This is a genomic window from Streptomyces sp. NPDC019937 (genome assembly GCF_040631655.1).
Classification (GTDB): domain Bacteria; phylum Actinomycetota; class Actinomycetes; order Streptomycetales; family Streptomycetaceae; genus Streptomyces.
Window position 1 is genome coordinate 23340 of sequence record NZ_JBEYAL010000014.1, and the last position, 21824, is coordinate 45163.

Genomic DNA, 21824 nt, shown 5'->3' on the forward strand with positions numbered 1-21824 from the left:
CTAGGCGTCCCGGCGCCAAGCCCCTTCGGCGTAGTCGTAGATGTACGCGGGGCGGCCCTTGGCACCGCTCGTGCGGAACGGCGCGCCGTCGTCGTCGATCCGCGCCGTCCCGGAGCGGTCCCCGCTCGTCCACTCCAGCTCCAGGTACCAGCTGCAGTCACAGCCCGCCGTACGGGCGTTGACGAGCAGCACCTCCGGGTCCGAGGCCGAGACGCGGTACGGGAAGCGGACGGCGGGGATCGGCTTGCCCGCGTCATTGCCGTCGGTGGGGCGCGCCTGCGGGCGCGCGGCGTCCAGGTCGACGGAGAAGGCGCGCGGGGTGAGGGAGCCGCCGCAGCCGTTCTCCATGGCGAACGACGACCAGGCGAGCGGCGTACGGCGCCCCACGACCCGTACGTGCAGGGCCCGCAGCACGACCGCGGACTCCGCCGCCCGCCCCTGGACCGTCACCTCGACGTTGGTCGTCCCGCCGTGCACCGCGTCATGGGCTGCGGCCCAGGCCGGGGCGTCCTGCTCGGTGGGCGGCGGGGCGACGTCGGCGGGCGGCCGGTCGATGAGGTACCGGTGGTCGCAGCCGTTCTCCCAGACGTGGGAGCGGGTGCTGAGGGTGAGGGGCAGGCGCGCGCTGCCGCTCCCGGGCGGACGGGACGCGCCGGGCGCGGCCGCCGTTCCGCCCTCGCGCCGCCCCGGCTCTTCGCCGTGCGGCGCGCCCGGCTTCGGCCCGTCGCCGGACACCTCGCGGTCCAGATGGCCGCGGGCGGTGGGCCCGGCGGTGGGCGGGCGCGTCGCGGGCGCCTTCGGCGTCGCGCTCGCCGCCGGGGGCGAGGCGGCGGTGTGGCGCCGCGGTTGGGTGGTGCCGGGCGACGACCGCACCTCGACCGCCGTGACGGCGAGCACGACGACGGCGGCCGCGCCCGCCACCAGCGCCCACGGCCGGGCCCGCCAGGGCGCGCGGACCGCCGCGGTGTCGCCCGGGACGGCCCGTAACCGCCCCCGCGCCGAGCCGCCCCTCGCCTCGGCCCGCCCGCCTGCCCGCGCAGCCCCGGCCGCCCGCCGTGCCCGAGCCGCCGCCCTGGCCCGCCCGGCCGTGGTGTGCCTGGCTCCGGTCGGCCCGGGGCGGCTGCCTCCGTCGGCGTCCGGCGCCGCGCCGAACTGCCCGGCATCGGCGGCCGGCTTGGCGCCCGGCGCCCGGCGCCCGGCCGTACGGCGCGTCACGTCGCCGGGGCGAGGGCGGGCCGGGCTCGGCGCTGCCGCCCCGGCATCGTCGCCTCGCTCGGCGTCTGGCGCCCTGCGTTCGGTCGGCCGTCCCCCGGGGCTACGGCGTGCCGCGCCGCCGGGGTGGGGGTGGGCCCGCCCGGCGCTGTCGCCGCCGAACCGGCCGGCCCCCGGCCCCTCTGCCCCCTCCCCACCGGAGGCGGGCACGGCCTCGGCCGGGCCGTTGGGCGTACCCAGCGCCGCGCCCGACGGGCCGGGCTCGTCCGCCGCGGCCGGGGTGCCCGGCGCGGGGCCGCGGCCGCGGGGGCCGGCGGCGGGCGCCCGCGTCGTCGCGCGGCTCGCGTCGGCGAGGAGCCAGCGCCGGTGGAGGGCCATCTGTTCGTCCGGGGTCGCACCGCAGAGGCGGGCGAGGCGCTCCACCGGGGCGTAGTCCGCGGGGACCGCGTCGCCCTTGCAGTAGCGGTGCAGCGTGGACGTGCTCACGTGCAGGTGCGTGGCCAAGGCCGCATAGCTGCGGCCCGAGCGCTCCTTCAGCGCGCGCAGGCTCTCCGCGAACTCCTCGACCGCATCGGCTCCGCCCACCGGCCCATCCCCCTCCTCGGCCGCCTCGGCCCGCCGCGCCATTCCGCGGGCGCGTCCCAGGATGCCGTCGTATCCCCAAGTCAGCGTACGTGCAGGCATTCCGGCGTCCCGGATGCCACGCCTGCCGTAGCGGTCGCGGCGCGGCGCGGCGCACGCTCGTCACACCGACGCACACCCCTCGGCGAAGCGAGGAACCCTTCCATGCCCATGTCTCCGCACACCCTCCGCACCGCCGCCCTCGGCGCGCTCACCGCCGCCGCCCTCATGGCCGGGTCCACGGCCGCGACAGCGGCCCCGGCGGCCCCCGGCGCGCCCGGCCACCTCGTACCGAAGGAGCTGCCCCCGCACCCGTCGTCCGACTGGTACGCGAGCGACGTCACCCCGGGGCTGCCGGAGGACGCCCCGTTCTGCGTCGAGAACACGCTCCCCTCGGCCGGGGCCACCCATCGGACCTTCTGGACCGAGTACGACACGACCGCGACCCAGATCGTGGTCGAGGCCGCCACCGTGGACGCCGCGCGCAAGCTCGCCGCGGCGGCCGGGAAGAAGGTACGGAACTGCGCCGCCGACTGGCGGCGCGACCACCCCGAGGGCTCGGCGTCCTGGCGGGACTACGGCACGCTCCCCGCCGAGGACGGGGCCCACGTGTACGGCGTCCACACCTCGTACCCGGACTCGGAGCCGGGGATCCACCTGTACGGGATCGGGCGCGACGGGCGGACCGTCACCGTCGCCGCGTGGGGCGAGATGGGGGGCTACGCGCAGGCACCGGTCGACGCGTTCCGGCGGACGACCACCACGGCGGTGGTGAAGCTGTACCACCCGTAATGACCCGGAGGGCCGGAGGGGTGCGCGTCGCCGCCGCCGGGGGAGGGCACACGCCCTAGGGTCGGTGCACCCGCCCGACCGGATCACGCCCGGAGGATCCCGTGCCGAACGGTTCGCTCTCTCTCGCCGCCACGCTCTACCTGCTCGCCTTCGACCCGGGCACCGGCAAGCCCGTCACGCACGTGGGCTGTCTCGTCCAGGCCGGGGCGCTCACCGAACTCGCCCAGCGCCAACTGCTCGTCGACGCGAAGGGGCGGCCCAAGCCGCTGCCGGACGCGCGGACCGGGGACCCGGCGCTGGACGGGCTGCTGGAGCTGATCGAGGAGTCACGGCCGCGCACCTGGGGGAGCTGGGTGGGGCATCAGCCGCAGCTGACCGAGCGGGCCGTACGGGACCAGCTGCGGGCGGCCGGGTATCTGCGCACGACCACGCGGCGGGTGCTCGGCCTGTTCCCGGTCAGGGAGTACGGGCTGGAACGGCCGGAGCTGGTCGCGGGGATGCGGGACGAGGCGGTGCGCGTCCTGCACGGGGGACGGCCCGCGGCCGAGGTGTCCGAGCGGGACGCGGCACTGATCGCGCTCGCCGCCGCGGGCGGGGTGACGACCGTCGTCACGCATGAGGACCTCGACGCGCACCGGCAGCGGATCGCGGAGCTGGAGGCGCGCGGCGGCGCGCCGGGGGCCGCGCTGGAGGGCGTGGTCGACCGTGTGCGGGCGGGGCTCGCCGCCGCGGTCGCCACGGCGCTGTCCGCGGCGGCCACCGCCACGACCACGACCACCGACTGACCCGGTTATCCGGCGAAAGGGAGTTTTCTCTCAGGCTTTCTCTCGGGCTCTCTCTCAGGCGGCGTCTCTGAGCAGCGATGCCAGCCCGTCGTCCAGGTCCAGCCCACCGCCCTCGGCGCCCTCGGGCACCACCGCGTACGAGCGGCCCAGGAACCGCCGCAGGTCGCCGGTGTCGAACTGCACCATGGCCATGCCCTCGGGCGCGTGGAACTCCAGCACGGTGCGCTGCGTCCCGCACGGCCACATCTGCACGTCCCCGCTGCCCGCGGGTCCGCGCAGTCCGGCCGCGAGCAGTTCGCGCCCGAAGGTCCACTCCACGGCGGAGCCGTCGAGGGACGCGGTGGGCGGGAAGGAGACGCGGACGGCGAACGGGTCGTCGCGTTCGTAGCGCAGGCATGCCGGGATGGCGCGTGCTTCCGGGGTCGACGCGATGAGGTGAGCCTGGACTGCTTGGTCGATGACAGTGGTCACAACGCCTGCTCCCTTGCGATTGCGATCGGTGCGGGTCCTCGCCGTCTCTACGTCCATAAGACGTACGGGCCGACGGGGCAGTGCACCCGCGTGCGGCGTGACGTGCGTCACGACTGGTTTTTCGGGGGGACATACGGCATTTAGGCTTGCCAAATCCATGCACGGTCTCGGGTGCCGTGCGGAGCTGTTACAAAACTTCCGCCGCACTCCGCTCGCCCGAGGCACCCACCCCAGGGGTTGTTCCACCATGACGATGCGTCCCGCGGCGCTGGATGCGGCCGCGTATACCCGGCTGTACGAATCCGAATATCCACGACTTGTCGGGTACGCCCGCACCCTCACCGGCAACCCCTGGACGGCGGGAGACCTCGTCGCCGAGGCGCACTTCCGCGTCTGGCGGCGGCTGCGCACCGGGGAGTCCATCGACGCCGACGCCGCACCGGGCGAACTGACGAGCGCCGTCCGCGGGCTCGCCGTGGCGTCGGTGAACTGGGGCCCGCCGCAGCAGGCCTCGCTCCTCGAACCGCTGATACGTGTCCTCGGCGAGCTGCCGCAGCGCTGGGTCACGGCGCTCTGGCTCGCCGAGGCGGAGGACCTGCCGCCGGAGGAGGCGGCCCGTCGTACGCGCAGCACCGCCGAGGCCGCGGCCACGCTGGTGGAGCGGGCCCGGGGAAGCCTGCGCCACGAGTTCCTGCGCGCGCAGCCCGGTACCCCGGCGAGTGCGGCCTGCGGTGGTCACTGGGACGGTATGCCCGGCCATGTGCTGGGCACGGACGACCCGCACCAGGCCGAGCGGATCGCGGTGCACATCGACGGCTGCCCGGACTGCCGGTCCCGGATGGAGCGGCTGGTGGCGGCCGACGGCCGGCTGGCCGCGCTGACCGGCCCGGCGCTGCTGGCGCTGTACGACCGGGGCACCGCGCCGTACCTGCGGCCGCTGGCCGCCGCGGGCGGCTGGGCCGCGACGGGGGCCGCCGCGGCGGGCGCCGGGACCGCTGGGGTGGGCGGTCCGGCGACCGTGCCGATCGGCGGTGCGCACGCGGCTCCGGCGAACGGCCCGCTCGTCTCCGGCCGCCGCTCGATGCGCCACCTGATGCACGGGCGAGTGCGCGAGGCGGGACCGGTCGCGGTGGCGGTGGCCGGGGCCGGGGTGCTGTTCGTCGCGGGCGCGGCGGTCATGACGGGCCTGGCCCTCACCAACGGCGGCGCGGCCGAGGCCGGGCAGCCGGCGGCGGCGTCGGCTCCGAGCCACAAGTCGGCCGACTCCTCACCTTCGTCGGGTTCGTCCGCTACCGACGCCACCGATGCCGCGTCGCGCACGCCGGACGCGCCGCGCGCGAACGGCAAGGGTGAGGCGTCCCGGAGCAGGCCGTCCACGAAGGCACCGGGTCCGTCGGACGTGCCGTCGAGCGCGGTGTCCCCCTCGCGGTCCACGGCGCCGTCGTCCGCTCCGTCGGACCCGTCGTCCTCGCCCTCGGGGAAGCCGACGACGCCGTCGAAGCCGACCAAGTCGCCCAACCCGTCCGAATCCGGGTCGACTCCGACATCCAAGCCCACCTCCGAGCCCACGTCCAAGCCCTCGTCGCCGACGCAGGACCCGACGAGCGGCGGCGGAGGCAACGGTGGCGGCGGCACGGCGGACCCGCAGGGGACGCCGGGCCAGCCGGACACGCCGACCTCGGCGGCCACCGACGACTCGCAGAACTGCTTGTCGCTGCTGGTCCGGCTCTGCGTGAACGACTGACCCGGTACGGCTGACGGCCGGTCGGCGGCGCCCCCGGAATTCCCGGGGGCGCCGCCGCGCGTTCGGGCGCCTGCCGCCCCGGGCGATATGCGGGCGAGGCGATATGCGGGCGTTATGGACGGCGTACCGCCCATGGGCTAGCTTCCACCCCCATGACGCACAGGGGGATCATGGGCATGATGAGACGCGTGGCCGCCGCCGGGCTCTGCGGGGCGGCGCTCGCCGCCGCCCTCGCCGCGCCCGCGCAGGGCCGGCCGGCGGGTGCCGAGGTACGCGCCGGATGGCGCCTGAAGGACAGCGGCACCGACGCCCGCTTCCGGGGACTCGTCGCCGTGAGCCGCCGGACCGCCTGGGCCGCGGGCACGAAGGGCACGGTGCTGCGGACCCGCGACGGCGGGCGCACCTGGCGGAACGTGTCCCCGCCCGGCGCGCAGGGGCTGGAGTTCCGCGACATCGAGGCGTTCGGGGCGCGGCGCGCGGTGGTGCTGGCCATCGGCGAGGGCGAGGCGTCGCGGGTCTTCCGTACGGACGACGGCGGCGCCACCTGGAGCGAGACCTTCCGTAACCCCGATCCGCGCGCCTTCTACGACTGCCTGACCTTCTTCGACGCCCGCCACGGCCTCGCGCTGAGCGACCCGGTCGACGGCAAGTACCGCGTCCTCGCCACCGGTGACGGCGGCCGCACCTGGCGCGTCCTGCCCTCCGGCGGGATGCCCGCCGCGCAACCGGGCGAGGCCGCGTTCGCCGCGAGCGGGCAGTGCCTGGTGAGCGCCGGGCGCCGGGACGCGTGGTTCGCCACCGGCGGCGCCACCACCGCCCGGGTCTTCCACACCGCCGACCGCGGCCGCACCTGGACGGTCGCCGACGCGCCGCTGCCCGCCGGTGACCCGGCCCGCGGCGTCTTCGCCCTCGCCTTCCGCGACGTACGCCACGGCCTCGCCGTCGGCGGCGACTACCGCCCCGGCCAGCCGTCGCCGCGCGCGGCCGCGGTCACCGCGGACGGCGGCGCGGCCTGGACCCCGGCCACCGAGCCCCCGCCCGCCTACCGTTCGGGCGCCGCCTGGCTCCCGTACGCCCACCGCGCCGCCCTCGCGGTCGGCCCGACGGGCACGGATGTGACGGCGGACGGCGGCCGCACCTGGCGCACCCTCGACTCCGGCTCGTACGACACGGTGGACTGCGCCCCGGACGGCGGCTGCTGGGCGTCGGGGGAACAGGGCCGCATCGCCCGCCTGGAGCCGATCAGGTAGCGACATGCCGCCCCACAACACCCGTAGCGCGGGCCCGGTGGCTTCCGGCCGTCGGGCCCCGCCCCGGGCGGCCGGGCGGTGGCCGGTGAATCCGGCCCAAGCGGCTTCGGGGTGCGGCTCGATGCTGCGGGGGCGTCCCCGGGAATTCCGGGGGCGGTGGTCCGGCGGCACAGGGGCCGGGGTGGTCCTCGGGGGCGGGGAGAGGAATCACCGGTAGCGTGGCCGGTCATGACGAGCGCCATCGATCCCCGCTATGAACTCCCGCGCGACTGGCCCACGACCGAGGCCGAGGCGACCGCCGTGCAGGAGCGGCTGCGGGGGTCCGTCCGCGCGGAGGGCGGGGCCGTGCCCGCCCCGGGCGGCGGGGCCGGGGCGGTCGTCGGGGTGGACGTGGCGTACGACGACGAGCGGGGCGTGGTCGCGGCGGCGGCCGTCGCGCTGGACGCCCGTACCCTCGCCGTCCTCGGGGAGACGACGGCGGTCGGCCGGGTCACCTTCCCGTATGTGCCGGGGCTGCTGGCGTTCCGCGAGATCCCGGCCGTGCTGGACGCGCTCGGCGCCCTCGACCGGCTCGGCCACCGCCCCGATGTCGTGGTCTGCGACGGCTACGGCATCGCCCACCCCCGCCGCTTCGGGCTGGCCAGCCATCTGGGGGTGCTCACCGGTCTGCCGACGATCGGCGTCGCCAAGAATCCCTTCGCCTTCCGCCACGACCCGCCCGGCCCGCGCCGTGGCGACTGGACGCCGCTGCTCGACGGGGATGAGGAGGTCGGCCGGGCGCTGCGCACCCGGGACGGGGTGAAGCCGGTGTTCGTGTCCGTCGGCCACCGGGTGACCATCGAGGACGCCTGCGCGTACACCCTCCATCTGGCCCGGGACTACCGGCAGCCCGAGACCACCCGCCGCGCCGACGCCCTGTGCCGCCGCGCCCTGGCGGACACCCTCTAGCCGACGACCCGCCGCGTCTCGGCCACGAAGCAGCCGAACTCGACGCAGCGCACGTGCACCACGGCCACCTCGGGGTCCGCGTACAGCTCGGAGAGGGTCTCCTCGCACGCCCGCTGCCCGACGCCGGTCAGCAGCCGGCCGCCGAGGATGGTGCCCGTCGCGGAGTAGGCGCGCAGCACCCGGTGGTCGCCCCATATGCCGGACGGGAAGCCGGGGCCGGTCCAGCCGTCGCACTCCTCGGCGTGGAGGAAGACCGGCCCCTGCTCGTCGTACGGGCCGGGCTCGGCGCCCGTCTCCCCGGCCCAGCGGCGCAGCGGGGCGTAGGAGACGAGGGCGATGGTCTCGCCCGGCCGGCTGCGGCCCAGGCAGCAGCGCAGTGGGCTGTTGCCCTCCTCGTCGTCCACCACCATGCGCGGCGGGTTGCCCGCGTCGTCCCGGATCCGCAGGTGCTTGGCCACCTCGGGCGCGATGGCCCGGATCTCATATGCGTGGTTGTCGCTCATGCCTCTCATCGTCGCCCGTGGGCCCCGCGCCGGCTGGCGCTATTCGGACGGGGCGCTCGGCGCGGGCGTACTTGACAGGGCGCTGGTGCTCCGTCAGATTCGCCCCAAAACATAGGACGTCCGACGTCCATATTGCCCCAAAAGGAAGGCAGGTCCTGATGAGTCTTCCGGCTCCGCTCACCGGCGTCGTCCCGCCCCTGTGCACCCCCCTCACCCCCGCCGGCGAGGTCGACACGGCCTCCCTCACCGCCCTCGTCGAGCGGCTGGTCGACGCGGGTGTGAGCGGCCTGTTCGCGCTCGGGTCGAGCGGTGAGGCCGCGTACCTGGGTGACGGCAGGCGCCGTACCGTCCTGGAGACGGTGGTCGGGGTGGCGGCCGGGCGGGTGCCGGTGCTCGCGGGAGCGATCGACATGGCGACCGAGCGGGTCGTGGACCATGCCCGTGGCGCCGCCGCGCTGGGCGCGGACGCGATCGTGGCCACCGCGCCCTTCTTCACCCGCACCCATCCGGTGGAGATCGCCGACCACTTCCGGCGGGTGCGCGAGGGCGCGGGGCTGCCGGTGTTCGCGTACGACATCCCGGCCTCCGTCCACTCCAAGCTGACGCCCGGGACCGTGCTGCCGCTGGCCGCCGAGGGCACGCTCGCCGGGCTCAAGGACAGCAGCGGCGACGACGGCGCGCTGCGGCGGCTGCTGGTGGAGGCCCGCCGTCGTGGCCTGCTGGAGACCTTCTCCGTGCTCACCGGCTCCGAACTCGCCGTGGACGGCGCCCTGCTGGCCGGTGCCCACGGTGTGGTCCCCGGTCTCGGCAACGTCGACCCGGCGGGTTTCGTACGGCTCTACCGGCACGCCCGCGCGGGCCGCTGGGACCGGGCCGCGGCCGAACAGGACCGGCTGGCGGCGCTGTTCGCCCTCACCGACGCCGGTGACCCGGCCGCGATGGGCGGCAGTTCCTCGGCGCTCGGCGCGTTCAAGGCGGCGCTGCATCTGCTGGGCGTCATCGCCTGCCCGGCGACGGCCGCCCCGCAGGTGCCGCTCGGAGGCGATGCCGTGAAGACGGTGCGCCAACTGCTGGAAGAGGGAGGGCTGTTGTCGTGACGGCAGAGGCGTCGCACACGCCCTGGTACCGCGAGGTCTCCGGGCGGCAGTGGAAGTCGCTGTTCGCCGCCTGGATCGGCTATCTGCTCGACGGTTTCGACTTCGTGCTCATCACCCTCGTACTCACCGAGATAGCCGACGAGTTCGACTTGGGCACGGCGTCGGCGGCGAGCCTGGTCTCGGGGGCGTTCATCACCCGCTGGCTCGGCGGGGCGCTGCTCGGGGCGATGGGGGACCGGTACGGGCGCAAGCCCGCGATGATCGCCAGCATTCTGCTCTACTCGCTGGGCACCTTCGCGTGCGGCTTCGCCTGGAACTACTTCAGCCTGTTCTCCGCCCGCCTTCTGATTGGCATGGGCATGGCTGGCGAGTACAGCGCGAGCGCGACGTACGCCCTGGAGAGCTGGCCCGCCGGCTTGCGCAACCGCGCCTCCGGCTTCCTGATCTCCGGTTACGCCGGCGGCACGATCATCGCCTCCGAGCTGTACAAGTGGGTCGTACCGCACTGGGGCTGGCGCTGGATGTTCTACATCGGCGTCCTGCCGGTGTTCGTCGCGCTGTGGGTGCGGCGCGCGCTCCCGGAGGCGGGGGACTGGCGCGCGGAGGTGGCCGCGTCCGGCGCCGCCCGGCCGAACCCCTTCCGCCCCCTGTTCACCGGCCGCCGCGGATATCTCAACGCGGCCCTGGCGGTGGCCGCGAGCGCCGCGCTGTTCTGCGTCTTCACCCCGCTGGGGGAGGGCTGGCGGTGGCCGCTGTCGCTGCCGGCGGCGGGCGCGCTGCTCGCCTTCGCCGCCCAGCTCGGCGGACGGCGCGGCTGGCTGCTGTACGTGGCGCTGATGTGCACGGTCTTCTGCGCCTTCCTCTACAGCTGGCCCATCCAGGCGCTGCTGCCCACGTACCTCAAGACGGAGTTGGGGTACGCGCCCTCCGAGGTCACCGACGCGATGTTCTACGCGGGCTTCGGCACGATGGCCGGATGCTGGCTGGCCGGGTTCGCCGGTGACCGGATCGGCACCCGGCGGGCGTACGCGTACACCCTGCTCGCCTCGCTGTGCTTCGTCTTCCCGGTGTTCGCCGTGCGGGACACCCTGGTGGGTCTGGGGGTGCTGCTGTTCTGTCTGCTCGCCCTGAGCCAGGGGATCTCCGGCATCCTGCCGAAGTACATCGCGGGCCACTTCCCCACGGAGAACCGCGCCGCGTCGCTCGGCTTCGTCTACAACACCGGCGCGCTCGGCGGCGCGGTGGCCCCGGTGCTGGGCGCGCGCCTGGCGGAGGGCATGCCGCTCGGGCAGGCCCTGGCGGTGCTGACGTCCGGTCTGACGCTGGTGGTGATCGTGCTGGTGGGAGCCGATGTGCCGCGCCGGCTGGGCCGTCTGGTGGACCCGGGGCTCACCGGCGACCAACTGCTGCGGGAGCGCCCGCTTGCCGCGGACACGCCGGGCTGAACCCCGCGCCCCGGGTGGGGGCTTGTGGAATGAGGGGTGCGTTCTTAGCATCGGCGGTGTTACAGCAGTGGTGTCACAGAGGCTGAGGACGGACCCGGATGGCGGCGGCAGCAGACGTGGGCGGAGCGACGGGGCACGGGCCACTGGCCGGGGTGCGGGTGGTGGAGCTGGCCGGGATCGGCCCGGGGCCGTTCGCGGCCATGGTGCTCGCCGACCTGGGCGCCGATGTCGTACGGGTCGACCGGCCCGGCCGCCCCGGGGGCCTGAAGATCGACCCGGCGTACGACCTCGCCAACCGCAACAAGCGCTCCGTCCTGCTCGACCTGAAGTCCGAGCGCGGCCGGGACGCCGCGCTCGGCCTCGTGGAGCGGGCCGACATCCTCATCGAGGGCTACCGCCCCGGCGTCGCCGAGCGGCTGGGCCTCGGCCCCGACACCTGCCTGGACCGCAACCCCCGGCTCGTCTACGGCCGGATGACCGGCTGGGGCCAGGACGGCCCGCTCGCCGCAACGGCCGGGCACGACATCGGCTACATCGCCATCACCGGCGCGCTCGGCATGACCGGGGAGGCCGACGGCCCGCCGGTGGCGCCCGCGAACCTGCTCGGCGACTACGCGGGCGGCTCGCTCTACCTCGTCATCGGCGTCCTCGCCGCCCTCCAGCACGCCCGCTCCGGCGGCACCGGGCAGGTGGTGGACGCGGCGATCGTGGACGGCACCGCGCATCTGACCGCCGTCCTGCACGGCATGATGGCGGCCGGCGGCTGGCGGGACCGGCGCGGCAGCAACCTCCTCGACGGCGGCAGCCCCTTCTACGGCACCTACGAGACCGCCGACGGCGGCCACATGGCGGTGGGCGCGCTGGAGCCTTCGTTCTACGCCGAGTTCATCGACCTGCTCGGGGTCGCCGACCAGGCGCCCAACCGCCGCGACGTCCACAGCTGGGACCGGCTGCGCGACGTCATCGCCGCCCGCTTCAAGGAGCGCACCCGCGAGGAGTGGACGGAGGTGTTCGCCGGGTCGGACGCCTGTGTCTCGCCCGTCCTGTCCCTGCGCGAGGCCCCCCGCCACCCGCAGCTCGCCGCGCGCGGCACCTTCGTCGACGAGGCGGGCATCACCCAGCCCGCGCCCGCCCCGCGCTTCTCCGCGACCCCCGGCCGGGTGCGCGGCGGCCCCGCCCGTCCCGGCGCGCACGCCGCCGACGTGGCCCGCGACTGGGGCGTACCCGAGGTGCTGCCGACGACGCCCACCGACCCGGCCTCCTGATCCCCCCGAAAGGCAGCAGACTTGAACCCTCCCCCAGCTGACGCAGGGGGCTTCCTGGCTCAGGAAGCCCCCTGCTCCGTAGGGGCTCGATTCCTCCCCCGCCTGAAGGCAGGGGCACCCTCGAAGGAGACCAGGTGAGCACCGAAGCGTACGTGTACGACGCCATCCGCACCCCGCGCGGACGCGGCAAGGCCGATGGCGCCCTGCACGGCACCAAGCCCGTCGACCTGGTCGTGGGCCTCATCCACGAGATCCGGCGGCGCTTCCCCGAGCTGGACCCGGCCGCGATCGACGACGTGGTGCTCGGCGTCGTCAGCCCGCTGGGCGACCAGGGCTCCGACATCGCCAAGGTCGCGGCCATCGCCGCGGGGCTCCCGGACACCGTCGCGGGCGTTCAGGAGAACCGCTTCTGCGCCTCGGGCCTTGAGGCCGTCAACCTGGCGGCGGCGAAGGTCCGTTCGGGATGGGAGGACCTGGTGCTGGCGGGCGGCGTCGAGTCGATGTCGCGCGTGAAGATGGGCTCCGACGGCGGCGCCTGGTTCGCCGACCCGATGACCAACTACGAGACCGGCTTCGTCCCCCAGGGCATCGGCGCCGACCTCATCGCCACCCTCGGCGGCTTCACCCGCCACGACGTGGACACCTTCGCCGCGCTGTCGCAGGAGCGGGCGGCCCTGGCCTGGAAGGAGGGGCGCTTCGACCGCTCCGTGGTCCCGGTCCGCGACCGCGCCGGGCTGACCGTCCTCGACCGCGACGAGCACATCCGCCCCGGCACCACCGCCGAGACCCTGGCCGGGCTCAAGCCGTCGTTCGCCGCGATCGGCGAGGCGGGCGGCTTCGACGCGGTGGCGCTGCAGAAGTACCACTGGGTGGAGGCCATCGACCACGTCCACCACGCGGGCAACTCCTCCGGCATCGTGGACGGCGCGGCCCTGGTCGCCATCGGCAACCGCGAGACCGGCGAGCGCTACGGGCTCACGCCCCGCGCCCGCATCGTCTCCGCCGCCGTCTCCGGCGCCGACCCGACCATCATGCTCACCGGCCCGGCCCCCGCCTCCCGCAAGGCGCTGGCCAAGGCCGGGCTGACCATCGACGACATCGACCTGGTCGAGATCAACGAGGCGTTCGCCGCGGTCGTGCTGCGCTTCGCCGACGACATGGGGCTCGGCCTGGACAAGATCAACGTCAACGGCGGCGCGATCGCCATGGGCCACCCGCTGGGAGCCACCGGGGCGATGATCCTCGGCACGCTGGTGGACGAGCTGGAGCGGCGCGGCGAGCGGTACGGGCTGGCGACGCTGTGCGTGGGCGGCGGCATGGGCATCGCGACGGTGGTCGAGCGGCTGTAGCCGGTGCCGGCGGGTCTTTCCCCCACCCCGCCCTTCCCGAACCGGGGGTCCAACCCCCGGACCCCCGGGCTCTGCCCCGAACCCCCGGCCCCGTGCGGCGGAGCCGCGACGGGCTCGGGGGCGGGCGGGAGCCGGGGCAGCCCGCGTCCGGTCGTCGTCCGCAACCAACTTCCCACCCGCTTCCGTTTCCCCTCGCCCCTGGAGACCGTGAGATGAGCAACCCCGCCACCGCCTCGACCATCCGCTGGGAGCAGGACGACGACGGCGTCGTCACCCTCGTCCTCGACGACCCCGGTCAGTCCGCCAACACCATGAACGCCGCCTTCATCGCCTCCCTCGACGCGATCGCCGACCGGCTGGAGGCGGAACACGACGCGATCCGCGGCGTCATCGTCACCTCCGCCAAGAAGACCTTCTTCGCGGGCGGCGACCTCAAGGACATGATCACGCTGGGGCCCGACCAGGCCCAGCGGGCGTATCTGACGAACCTGCGCATCAAGCGCGGGCTGCGCCGTATCGAAACCCTCGGCAAGCCCGTCGTCGCCGCCATCAACGGCGCGGCGCTCGGCGGTGGTTTCGAGATCGCGCTCGCCTGCCACCACCGGATCGCGCTCGACACCCCCGCCTCCCGGATCGGCTTTCCCGAGGTCACGCTCGGCCTGCTGCCGGGCAGCGGCGGCGTCGTCCGCTCGGTGCGGCTGCTGGGCGTCGCCGACGCGCTGCTCAAGGTGCTGCTCCAGGGCACCCGGTACGCCCCGCGCCGGGCGCTGGAGGCGGGGCTGGTGCACGAGGTCGTGGACACGCCGGAGGAGCTGCTGGCCCGGGCGCGGGCCTTCATCGACGCCCACCCCGAGTCGCGGCAGCCCTGGGACGAGAAGGGGTACCGCATCCCCGGCGGGACCCCGGCGGACCCGAAGTTCGCCGTCAACCTCCCCGCCTTCCCGGCCAACCTCCGCAAGCAGCTGAACGGCGCCCCCTACCCGGCGCCGCGCAACATCCTCGCCGCCGCCGTCGAGGGCGCGCAGGTCGACTTCGAGACGGCGCAGACCATCGAGGCCCGGTACTTCACCGAGCTGGTCGTCGGCCAGACCGCCAAGAACATGATCCAGGCGTTCTTCTTCGACCTCCAGGCGGTCAACTCCGGTGCCAACCGGCCGCAGGGGATCGAGCCGCGCACGGTCCGCAAGGTCGCGGTGCTGGGCGCCGGGATGATGGGCGCGGGCATCGCGTACGCCTGCGCCAAGGCGGGCATCGAGGTCGTGCTGAAGGACGTCTCCGAGGAGGCGGCGGCCAAGGGCAAGGCGTACGCGGAGGGGCTGCTGGCCAAGGCGGTCGCCAAGGGCCGTACGACAGAGGCCCGGCGCGACGCGCTGCTGGCGCTCATCACCCCGACCGCCGACCCGCGCGCCCTCGCCGGCTGTGACGCCGTCATCGAGGCGGTCTTCGAGGACCCGGCGCTCAAGCACAAGGTGTTCCAGGAGATCGAGCCCGTCGTCGCACCGGACGCGCTGCTGTGCTCCAACACCTCCACCCTGCCGATCACGATGCTGGCGGAAGGGGTGGAGCGCGCCGATGACTTCATCGGGCTGCACTTCTTCTCGCCCGTCGACAAGATGCCGCTGGTCGAGATCATCAAGGGCGAGCGCACCGGGGAGGAGGCGCTGGCCCGCGCCTTCGACCTGGTGCGGCAGATCAGCAAGACGCCGATCGTCGTGCATGACTCCCGCGGCTTCTTCACCTCCCGCGTCATCGGCCACTTCATGAACGAGGGCGTGGCGATGGTCGGCGAGGGCATCGACCCGGCCTCCGTCGAACAGGCCGCCGCCCAGGCGGGCTACCCCGCCAAGGTGCTCTCCCTGATGGACGAACTCACCCTGACCCTCCCGCGCAAGATCCGCGAGGAGACGCGGCGCGCGACGCTGGAGGCGGGCGGCACGTGGGAGCCGCACCCGGCGGACGCCGTCATCGACCGCATGGTGGAGGAGTTCGGGCGCCCGGGGCGCGGCGGGGGAGCGGGCTTCTACGACTACGACCCGGCCACCGGCAAGCGCCTGGGGCTGTGGCCGGGGCTGCGCGAGCACTTCGGTGGCACCGGCACCCGGATCCCCTTCGAGGACATGAAGGAGCGCATGCTCTTCAGCGAGGCCCTCGACACGGTGCGGCTGCTGGAGGAGGGCGTGCTGACGTCCGTCGCCGACGCCAACATCGGCTCGATCCTGGGCATCGGCTTCCCCGGCTGGACGGGCGGGGTGCTCCAGTACATCAACGGCTACGAGGGCGGCGTGGCGGGCTTCGTGGCCCGCGCCCGGGAACTCCAGGCGGCGTACGGGGAGCGGTTCGCGCCGTCGCCGCTGCTGCTGGAGAAGGCCGAGCGCGGCGAACGCTTCACGGACTAGGGGGTGTCGTGTGGATCAGGTTGGATCAGCGAGCGGCGTCTGGTGCAGGGGGCACCTCCCAGCGGTAGCTGGGGGAGCCTCGCAACCCGCGGGAGGAGAGCGCAGCGGCGCTGCGTGCGACGAGCGCGGGGCCGCGAGGTGCCGCCCGCCGCGGCAGCGGCTGATGTCACAGCGGCGTCGGGAGCCCGGCATGATCCACACGACACCCCCTAGCGTCTCGGCCCGCCATGGTCGCACCGATATCTGGCGGATATCGGTGCGACCATGGCGGGATATGACGGTGGATGACGCCGTGCCGAGGGGGTGGACTGTCCCCATGAACAATGATCAATCCGGCACCCTCTACGTCCTGGTCCACGGCGCCTGGCACTCCTCCTGGCAGTGGGCGGCCACCCAGCGCGCCCTGGCCGGGCTCGGCGCGGCGAGCCTCGCCGTCGATCTGCCGGGGCACGGCTTCGACGCGCCGCTGCCCTCGGGCTTTTCAGACCCCGGCCAGCCGGGCTTCACGACCGAGAAGTCCGCGCTGGCCGGGCTGACCCTGGAGGAGTGCGCCGGGGCCGTCGTCTCGGCGCTGCGCGCGGTGCGCGGCCACCGCAGGGTGGTCCTCGTCTCGCACAGCGCCGGTGGCGTCTCCGCCTCCCTGGCCGCGGAGCGGGCTCCCGAACTCGTCGACGAGCTGGTCCATCTGTCGTCCGTGGTGCCCGCCGGGCGCCCGCGGTTCAGCGACTACATGGCGGCCCCGGAGCAGGCCGCGACCACCCGCGGCCAAGGGCTGGTGGTGGGCGACCCGGAGGCCATCGGCGCGTTCCGGATCAATCCGCTGTCCGCCGATCCGGAGTACGCGGAGGAGCTGCGGCTGGCGTACTACCAGGACGTGCCCGCCGGGTCCTTCGCCCGCTGGCGCCACGCCCTCAGCCCCGATATGCCGTTCGCGATCCCGACCACACCGGTCGCCCTGACACGGGAGCGGTGGGGCAGCATCCCCCGCACCTTCATCCGGTGCGCCGAGGACCGGGCCCTTTCGCCCGCGGTGCAGGACCTGATGATCGCGGAGGCCGACGCGGCGATGCCGGACCACCCCTTCACCGTGCGGACGCTGCCGGGCAGCCATTCGCCGTTCGCCGCCCGTCCCGCCGAGCTGGCCGCCGCCCTCGTGGGGGCCTGAGAGCGCCACGGGACGGGCGCGCTCAGCCGGCGTCGTCCGTCCCGTACCAGGCCCGCAGCTCCTGCTTCATCGACCGCTGAAACGCGATCACCAGCGCCTGCACCACCAGCGGCTGCATGTCCGCCGACAGCGACTTCTTCGCCGCCACCCGCTCCGCCCCGCCGCCGGACTCCGGCTCCCGCTCCGGGCCCCACACCTCGTCGCGGAAGAGCCGTCCCAGCTCGCGGGCCACGGAGCGGCTGTGCTCCAGGACGACCGTATGGGCCGCCAGTATCGTCTCCAGGTCGATCGGTACGTCCAGCAGCCGCAGCCCCAGGTGCAGCACTCCGGGGTCGACGCGGAACACGTCCGGCCGGTCCGTGCGCTCCAGCGCGTGGAGGGCGGCCAGCCGGTCGACGTCCTCGTCGATCAGCTCGCGCCCGGCCCGCCGGGCCAGTTGCTCGCGGGTCGCCTCCTCGGGTGCCTCGGGGGCCCACGAGGCGACCAGGGCGCGGTGGATGGCGAGGTCGTCCGCGCTCAGGTCCGCCGGGAGCTGCCGCAGATAGCGCTCGATGGCGGACAGGGTCATGCCGTGGTGCTGCAACTCCTCGATGAGGGCGAGCCGCGACAGGTGCCCGGGCCCGTAGTGGCCCACCCGGCGCGGGCCGATGGCGGGCGGCGGAAGCAGGCCGCGGGTGCCGTAGAAGCGGATCGTGCGGACGGTCACCCCGGCCCGGGCCGCCAGCTCGTCGACGGTGAGGGTCGGTTCCTCACTGGCCGGCCCCTCGCTGGCCGGCCCCTGGTTGTCGGGGGTGGTCATGGGCGCGCCTCGCTCTCCCGTGTGCTGCCCGGTCGGGTGCATCAGTATTGCTGTCTCATCATCACTGTGAAACCTTCCCGCCTCATCTGATCGCACAGAGATCCGTCCGCACCGTTGACGCTCTCTTTACCCGGCCAATAGCGTGCATCGCTGTTCAGCTGTGTTGGTTTACTTGCGAATATGTGAGGTGAGGTCGGATTGGGCACGGTACGCGGCAAGTACGGCACACGACTGATCGCGGTGGCGGCGGCCATGGCCACCGCCCTCGGAGCCGCCCTCACCACGGCGGACAGCGCCGCCGGAAGAGCGCCGGACGCGGGCAAGTTCCCCGCCGACGTCCACAGTTACCTCGAGGACCCGGAGCGGACGGGCGAGGGCCAGGAGCCCCCGCACACCCGGCTGAAGCCCACCGGGCCGGACGCGAACAAGTGGCAGCGCAGCCTCGACGGCAGCTGGCGGTTCGCCCTCGCCGACAAGCCCGAGGACGCGCCGAAGGGCTTCTGGGAGGAGGACTACGACGCGTCCTCCTCCCAGGGATTCCAACGCGTGAAGGTCCCGCACACCTGGCAGACCGACGACCTCGACCACCCCATCTTCCGCAACATCGACGGCGAGATGGTGCCCGAGAACCCCCCGAAGGTCCCGCGCGACGTCAACCCCACCGGGGCGTACCTCAAGGACGTCCAGGTGCCGAAGAGCTGGGACGGGCGGCGCCAGGTGCTCCGCTTCGACGGGATGACCTCCGGCGCTTTCGTCTGGGTCAACGGCTCTTACGTCGGCTACGACCAGGGTGGCTACGTCCCCGCCGAGTTCGACGTGACCGACTATCTGCGGCCCGGCCACAACCGCGTCGCCGTCCAGCTGCACCGCTGGAGCGCCGGCTCGTACCTGGAGGACTACGACCAGTGGCGCTTCGCGGGCATCTTCCGCTCCGTGTCGCTGTACTCCACCCCCAGGACCCGGATGGAGGACGCGTACGTCACCACCGACCTCGACGCCGACTACCGGGACGCCACCCTGCGCGCCGAGGTCGACATCGCGCGCGCCGAGGGCGGTGAGCAGGGCGGGCAGCGGGTCACGGGCGTGCTGTACGACCCGCGCGGCCGCGAGGTGCGGCGGCTGTCCGCCGAGGAGACGGACGGCAAGGCCGAGCTGACGGCGGAGGTGAAGAACCCCGCCAAGTGGTCGGACGAGACGCCGAACCTGTACCAGCTCGAGCTGACGCTGCGCGACGCCGACGGCAAGGTGACCCAGACCGTCCGGCAGAGCGTCGGCTTCCGCGAGGTCGAGGTCAAGGACCAGCAGCTCAAGCTCAACGGCAAGCGCGTCCTCATACGCGGCGTCAACCGCGCCGAGACCGACCCCACCACCGGCCGGCACGCCACCCGGGAGCGCATGGAGCAGGACGTACGGCTGATGAAGCGGCTGAACGTCAACGCCATCCGTACCTCCCACTACCCCTCGGACCCCTACCTCTACGAACTCGCCGACCGTGAGGGCATCCTCATCGACGACGAGATGGAGGCCGAGACCCACAGCTTCGAGAACTGCCCGGACCAGTGCCTCGCCGAGAAGCCCGAGTGGCAGAAGGCGTTCCTGGAGCGCCACCAGGGCATGGTCGAGCGGGACAAGAACCACCCCAGCGTCATCATGTGGGACACCGGCAACGAGGCCGGGCTCGGCAAGGCGCACTACGCCATGGCCGAGTGGACGAAGAAGAACGAGCCGACCCGGCCGCTGTACCACCAGCCCAACCGGCCCGACGGCGACGCCCCCTTCGCCGACATCGCGGGACCGCGCTACGCCACGCCCGCCAAGCTGGAGGAGAAGGCCAAGACCTTCACCAAGCCGATCGTGATGGGCGAATACGCGCACGCGATGGGCAACAGCCTCGGCAACTTCCGGGAGTTCTGGGAGGTCATGCGGAAATACCCCAGGGCCCAGGGCGGCTTCATCTGGGACTGGGCGGAGCAGAACATCAAGCGCCCCCTGATCACCACCCCCGACTCCTCCGGCAACCGCATCGCCGCCGCCCTCTCCGGCAAGCCGGAGGTCGTGGACGGCCACAGCGGCAAGGCGCTGTACCTCTCCGGCCTGGACGACTTCGTCGAGACCTACCGCGATCCGAAGCTGGACCTGACCGGCAAGGCGGTCACCCTCGACGCCCAGGTCAAGCCCGCCGAGCCGTTCACCGGCGACTTCACCATGGTCAGCAAGGGCGACCAGTACGTGCTGCGGATGAAGGACGCCGACACCCTGGAGTTCACGATCACCAGCGAGGGCAAGCCCCGCACGGTGACCGCGGACGTACCGGAGGGCTGGACCGGCGCCTGGCACCGCGTCACCGGCACCTACGACGGCAGCGCCTTGCGCCTGTACGTCGACGGCAAGCAGCTCGCCGAGACCGCCTGGAGCGGCCGTATCGACTACACCGGCTACGACCTCGGCGTCGGCCGCAACGCCGACACCATGGAGGACGGCTACCCCGGACGCACCGCCAAGGGCACCATCGACCAGGTCCGTGTCTACGGCACGGCGCTCGGCGCGGCCCGGCTCGCCGCCGGTGACGACCCGAAGCGGGACGCCCTGATCGCGCTGGACTTCGACACCTTCCAGCGCAAGGGCGACTACCTCTCCTACGGCCTCTACGAATCCGGGGTCGACGGCCTGGTCACCGCCGACCGCACGCCGGAGCCGGAGACCGCCCAGCTCGCCTGGGTGCAGGCGCCCATCCGGATCACCGACGCCGACGCTCGCACCGGCAAGGTCGAGGTCACCAATGAGCGCGTCTTCACCGGCACCTCCGATCTGCGCCTGCGCTGGAAGGTGACCGAGGGCGCGAAGACCGTCGCGAGCGGCACCCGGGCCCTGGACGTCGGGCCGGACGCGAGCGAAGAGGTCCAGCTGCCCGCCCCGCCCGCGAACCCCGGCGGCTACGAGCGCTACCTCACCGTCCAGGCGGTCACCGCCCACGACACCGACTGGGCGAAGGCCGGACACGTGGTGTCCTTCGGGCAGTTCGCGGTCGGCGGGACGAAGGTCCCCGAGCCGGAGCGCGCTCGTACGGGCGACGCCAAGGCCACCTCGTCCGTCAAGGGCGACACCGTCGAGGTCACCGGCTCCGGCTTCCGCTACACCTTCGACACGAAGAAGGGCACGCTCACCTCGATGCGCGCGGGCGGCCGCGAACTCCTCACCTCAGGACCCGAACTCGACGTCTGGCGCGCCCCGATCAGCAACGAGCGCTCCGACTGGGGCACAGCCGAGGGCAAGCAGTGGCGCTCCCTCGGCCTCGACCGACTGCGCGCCACCGTCGTCGGCACCAAGGTGACCCCGGGCGACGACGGCACGGTCACCGTCGCCTTCACCACCAGCGTCACCCCGCCCGAGGCGACCAACGCGTCCTTCGACCAGACCATGACGTACCGGATCGACGGCTCCGGTGAGATCGGTATCCGGCACCAGGTCCAGGCGCGCGACGAGGCCGCCAAGCTGTCGTATCTGCCGAGGGTGGGCATGAAGCTCAAGGTGCCGGAGCGGTACGACACGTTGCGGTGGTACGGCCGCGGGCCGGTCGAGAACTTCAACGACCGCAAGGACGGCACGCCCATGGGCGTCTGGTCCTCCTCCGTCGAGGACCAGTACGTGGAGTACCTGAAGCCGCAGGACCACGGCAACCACGACGATGTGCGCTGGGCCTCGCTCACCGACGGCAGCGGCGGCGGCCTGCTGGTCTCGGGCGACCTGGAGGTGGGCGCGAGCGCGTACGACGACCTCGACCGGGCCGCGTACCCGCACTTCCTGGGGCGCAACGACGGCTGGAACACCCTGCACGCCGACCACGCCGTCACCGGTGTCGGCGACACCCCCAACCCGGTGCGCGACCAGTACCGGGTCAAGGCCGACAAGCGTTACGACTACACCCTCACGCTCCGCCCGCTCACGGCGGACTGACCGCGAACGCCCCCGTCCGGTGCGCGCG

General features: G+C 73.9%; 16 protein-coding genes. 12 read left to right on the plus strand and 4 right to left on the minus strand.

The window, feature by feature from the left end; all coding sequences use genetic code 11:
- Complete coding sequence (locus ABZ562_RS15965) at positions 1–1896, minus strand: helix-turn-helix domain-containing protein (protein WP_361478951.1); 1896 nt, start codon at positions 1894–1896, stop codon at positions 1–3.
- 102 nt (positions 1897–1998) lie between these two features.
- On the opposite strand from ABZ562_RS15965, the gene ABZ562_RS15970 reads away from it, so the two are divergent.
- Complete coding sequence (locus tag ABZ562_RS15970; RefSeq protein WP_361478953.1) at positions 1999–2625, plus strand: hypothetical protein; 627 nt, start codon at positions 1999–2001, stop codon at positions 2623–2625.
- A gap of 101 nt (positions 2626–2726) precedes the next feature.
- Positions 2727–3410, plus strand: coding sequence for a GPP34 family phosphoprotein (locus ABZ562_RS15975; RefSeq protein ID WP_361478956.1), 684 nt, complete (start codon positions 2727–2729; stop codon positions 3408–3410).
- A gap of 54 nt (positions 3411–3464) precedes the next feature.
- On the opposite strand, the gene ABZ562_RS15980 is transcribed toward ABZ562_RS15975, so the two are convergent.
- Entirely contained in the window at positions 3465–3881 is a 417-nt protein-coding gene (locus ABZ562_RS15980) for an SsgA family sporulation/cell division regulator (RefSeq protein WP_361478959.1), read from the minus strand.
- A 247-nt stretch (positions 3882–4128) separates the two neighbouring features.
- Between ABZ562_RS15980 and ABZ562_RS15985 the strand changes: the two genes are divergently transcribed.
- The 3 genes from ABZ562_RS15985 (at position 4129) to ABZ562_RS15995 (ending at position 7823) form a co-directional block, all read left to right on the plus strand.
- Entirely contained in the window at positions 4129–5625 is a 1497-nt protein-coding gene (locus tag ABZ562_RS15985) for a sigma factor (protein WP_361478962.1), read from the plus strand.
- A 170-nt stretch (positions 5626–5795) separates the two neighbouring features.
- A complete protein-coding gene (locus ABZ562_RS15990; protein WP_361479340.1) occupies positions 5796–6875 on the plus strand; it encodes an oxidoreductase in 1080 nt (359 codons plus the stop codon).
- A 228-nt stretch (positions 6876–7103) separates the two neighbouring features.
- Positions 7104–7823 (plus strand): endonuclease V, encoded by a 720-nt coding sequence (locus tag ABZ562_RS15995; RefSeq protein ID WP_361478965.1) that lies wholly within the window; start codon positions 7104–7106, stop codon positions 7821–7823.
- Here the strand turns inward: ABZ562_RS15995 and ABZ562_RS16000 are convergent.
- Positions 7820–8326 carry a DUF1203 domain-containing protein gene (locus ABZ562_RS16000; RefSeq protein WP_361478968.1) on the minus strand — a complete coding sequence of 169 codons (507 nt, stop codon included), beginning with the start codon at positions 8324–8326 and terminating at the stop codon, positions 7820–7822. The genes ABZ562_RS15995 and ABZ562_RS16000 overlap by 4 nt on opposite strands.
- A 158-nt stretch (positions 8327–8484) precedes the next feature.
- On the opposite strand from ABZ562_RS16000, the gene ABZ562_RS16005 reads away from it, so the two are divergent.
- The 6 genes from ABZ562_RS16005 (at position 8485) to ABZ562_RS16030 (ending at position 17043) form a co-directional block, all read left to right on the plus strand.
- A complete protein-coding gene (locus ABZ562_RS16005) occupies positions 8485–9423 on the plus strand; it encodes a dihydrodipicolinate synthase family protein (RefSeq protein WP_361478971.1) in 939 nt (312 codons plus the stop codon).
- A complete protein-coding gene (locus ABZ562_RS16010; protein ID WP_361478974.1) occupies positions 9420–10868 on the plus strand; it encodes a sialate:H+ symport family MFS transporter in 1449 nt (482 codons plus the stop codon). Before ABZ562_RS16005 ends, ABZ562_RS16010 begins: the two co-directional genes overlap by 4 nt.
- Before the next feature lie 98 nt (positions 10869–10966).
- Positions 10967–12133, plus strand: a complete 1167-nt coding sequence (locus ABZ562_RS16015) for a CaiB/BaiF CoA-transferase family protein (RefSeq protein WP_361478977.1) — start codon at positions 10967–10969, stop codon at positions 12131–12133.
- Between the two features lie 134 nt (positions 12134–12267).
- Positions 12268–13482 (plus strand): acetyl-CoA C-acetyltransferase, encoded by a 1215-nt coding sequence (locus tag ABZ562_RS16020; RefSeq protein WP_361478980.1) that lies wholly within the window; start codon positions 12268–12270, stop codon positions 13480–13482.
- 212 nt (positions 13483–13694) lie between these two features.
- Positions 13695–15878, plus strand: a complete 2184-nt coding sequence (locus ABZ562_RS16025; protein ID WP_361478983.1) for a 3-hydroxyacyl-CoA dehydrogenase NAD-binding domain-containing protein — start codon at positions 13695–13697, stop codon at positions 15876–15878.
- Between the two features lie 316 nt (positions 15879–16194).
- Positions 16195–17043: an alpha/beta fold hydrolase gene (locus ABZ562_RS16030; RefSeq protein WP_361478986.1), complete on the plus strand. Its 849-nt coding sequence runs from the start codon at positions 16195–16197 to the stop codon at positions 17041–17043.
- A 22-nt stretch (positions 17044–17065) separates the two neighbouring features.
- Here the strand turns inward: ABZ562_RS16030 and ABZ562_RS16035 are convergent, their stop codons facing one another.
- On the minus strand, positions 17066–17842 hold the full coding sequence (locus ABZ562_RS16035) for a MerR family transcriptional regulator (protein ID WP_361478989.1): 777 nt from the start codon (positions 17840–17842) through the stop codon (positions 17066–17068).
- Positions 17843–18040: 198 nt separating this feature from the next.
- Between ABZ562_RS16035 and ABZ562_RS16040 the strand changes: the two genes are divergently transcribed.
- A complete protein-coding gene (locus ABZ562_RS16040; RefSeq protein WP_361478992.1) occupies positions 18041–21796 on the plus strand; it encodes a glycoside hydrolase family 2 TIM barrel-domain containing protein in 3756 nt (1251 codons plus the stop codon).
- Positions 21797–21824: the final 28 nt, after the last annotated feature.

Bases quoted from the DNA above. Each gene is read 5' to 3' on its own strand.
- ABZ562_RS16005 (WP_361478971.1), top strand. From the start codon at position 8,485: ATGAGTCTTCCGGCTCCGCTCACCGGCGTCGTCCCGCCCCTGTGCACC.
- ABZ562_RS15990 (WP_361479340.1), top strand. From the start codon at position 5,796: ATGGGCATGATGAGACGCGTGGCCGCCGCCGGGCTCTGCGGGGCGGCG.
- ABZ562_RS15965 (WP_361478951.1), bottom strand. From the start codon at position 1,896: ATGCCTGCACGTACGCTGACTTGGGGATACGACGGCATCCTGGGACGC.
- ABZ562_RS16025 (WP_361478983.1), top strand. From the start codon at position 13,695: ATGAGCAACCCCGCCACCGCCTCGACCATCCGCTGGGAGCAGGACGAC.
- ABZ562_RS16015 (WP_361478977.1), top strand. From the start codon at position 10,967: ATGGCGGCGGCAGCAGACGTGGGCGGAGCGACGGGGCACGGGCCACTG.
- ABZ562_RS16000 (WP_361478968.1), bottom strand. From the start codon at position 8,326: ATGAGCGACAACCACGCATATGAGATCCGGGCCATCGCGCCCGAGGTG.
- ABZ562_RS15995 (WP_361478965.1), top strand. From the start codon at position 7,104: ATGACGAGCGCCATCGATCCCCGCTATGAACTCCCGCGCGACTGGCCC.
- ABZ562_RS15970 (WP_361478953.1), top strand. From the start codon at position 1,999: ATGCCCATGTCTCCGCACACCCTCCGCACCGCCGCCCTCGGCGCGCTC.
- ABZ562_RS16035 (WP_361478989.1), bottom strand. From the start codon at position 17,842: ATGACCACCCCCGACAACCAGGGGCCGGCCAGCGAGGGGCCGGCCAGT.
- ABZ562_RS15985 (WP_361478962.1), top strand. From the start codon at position 4,129: ATGACGATGCGTCCCGCGGCGCTGGATGCGGCCGCGTATACCCGGCTG.
- ABZ562_RS16030 (WP_361478986.1), top strand. From the start codon at position 16,195: ATGAACAATGATCAATCCGGCACCCTCTACGTCCTGGTCCACGGCGCC.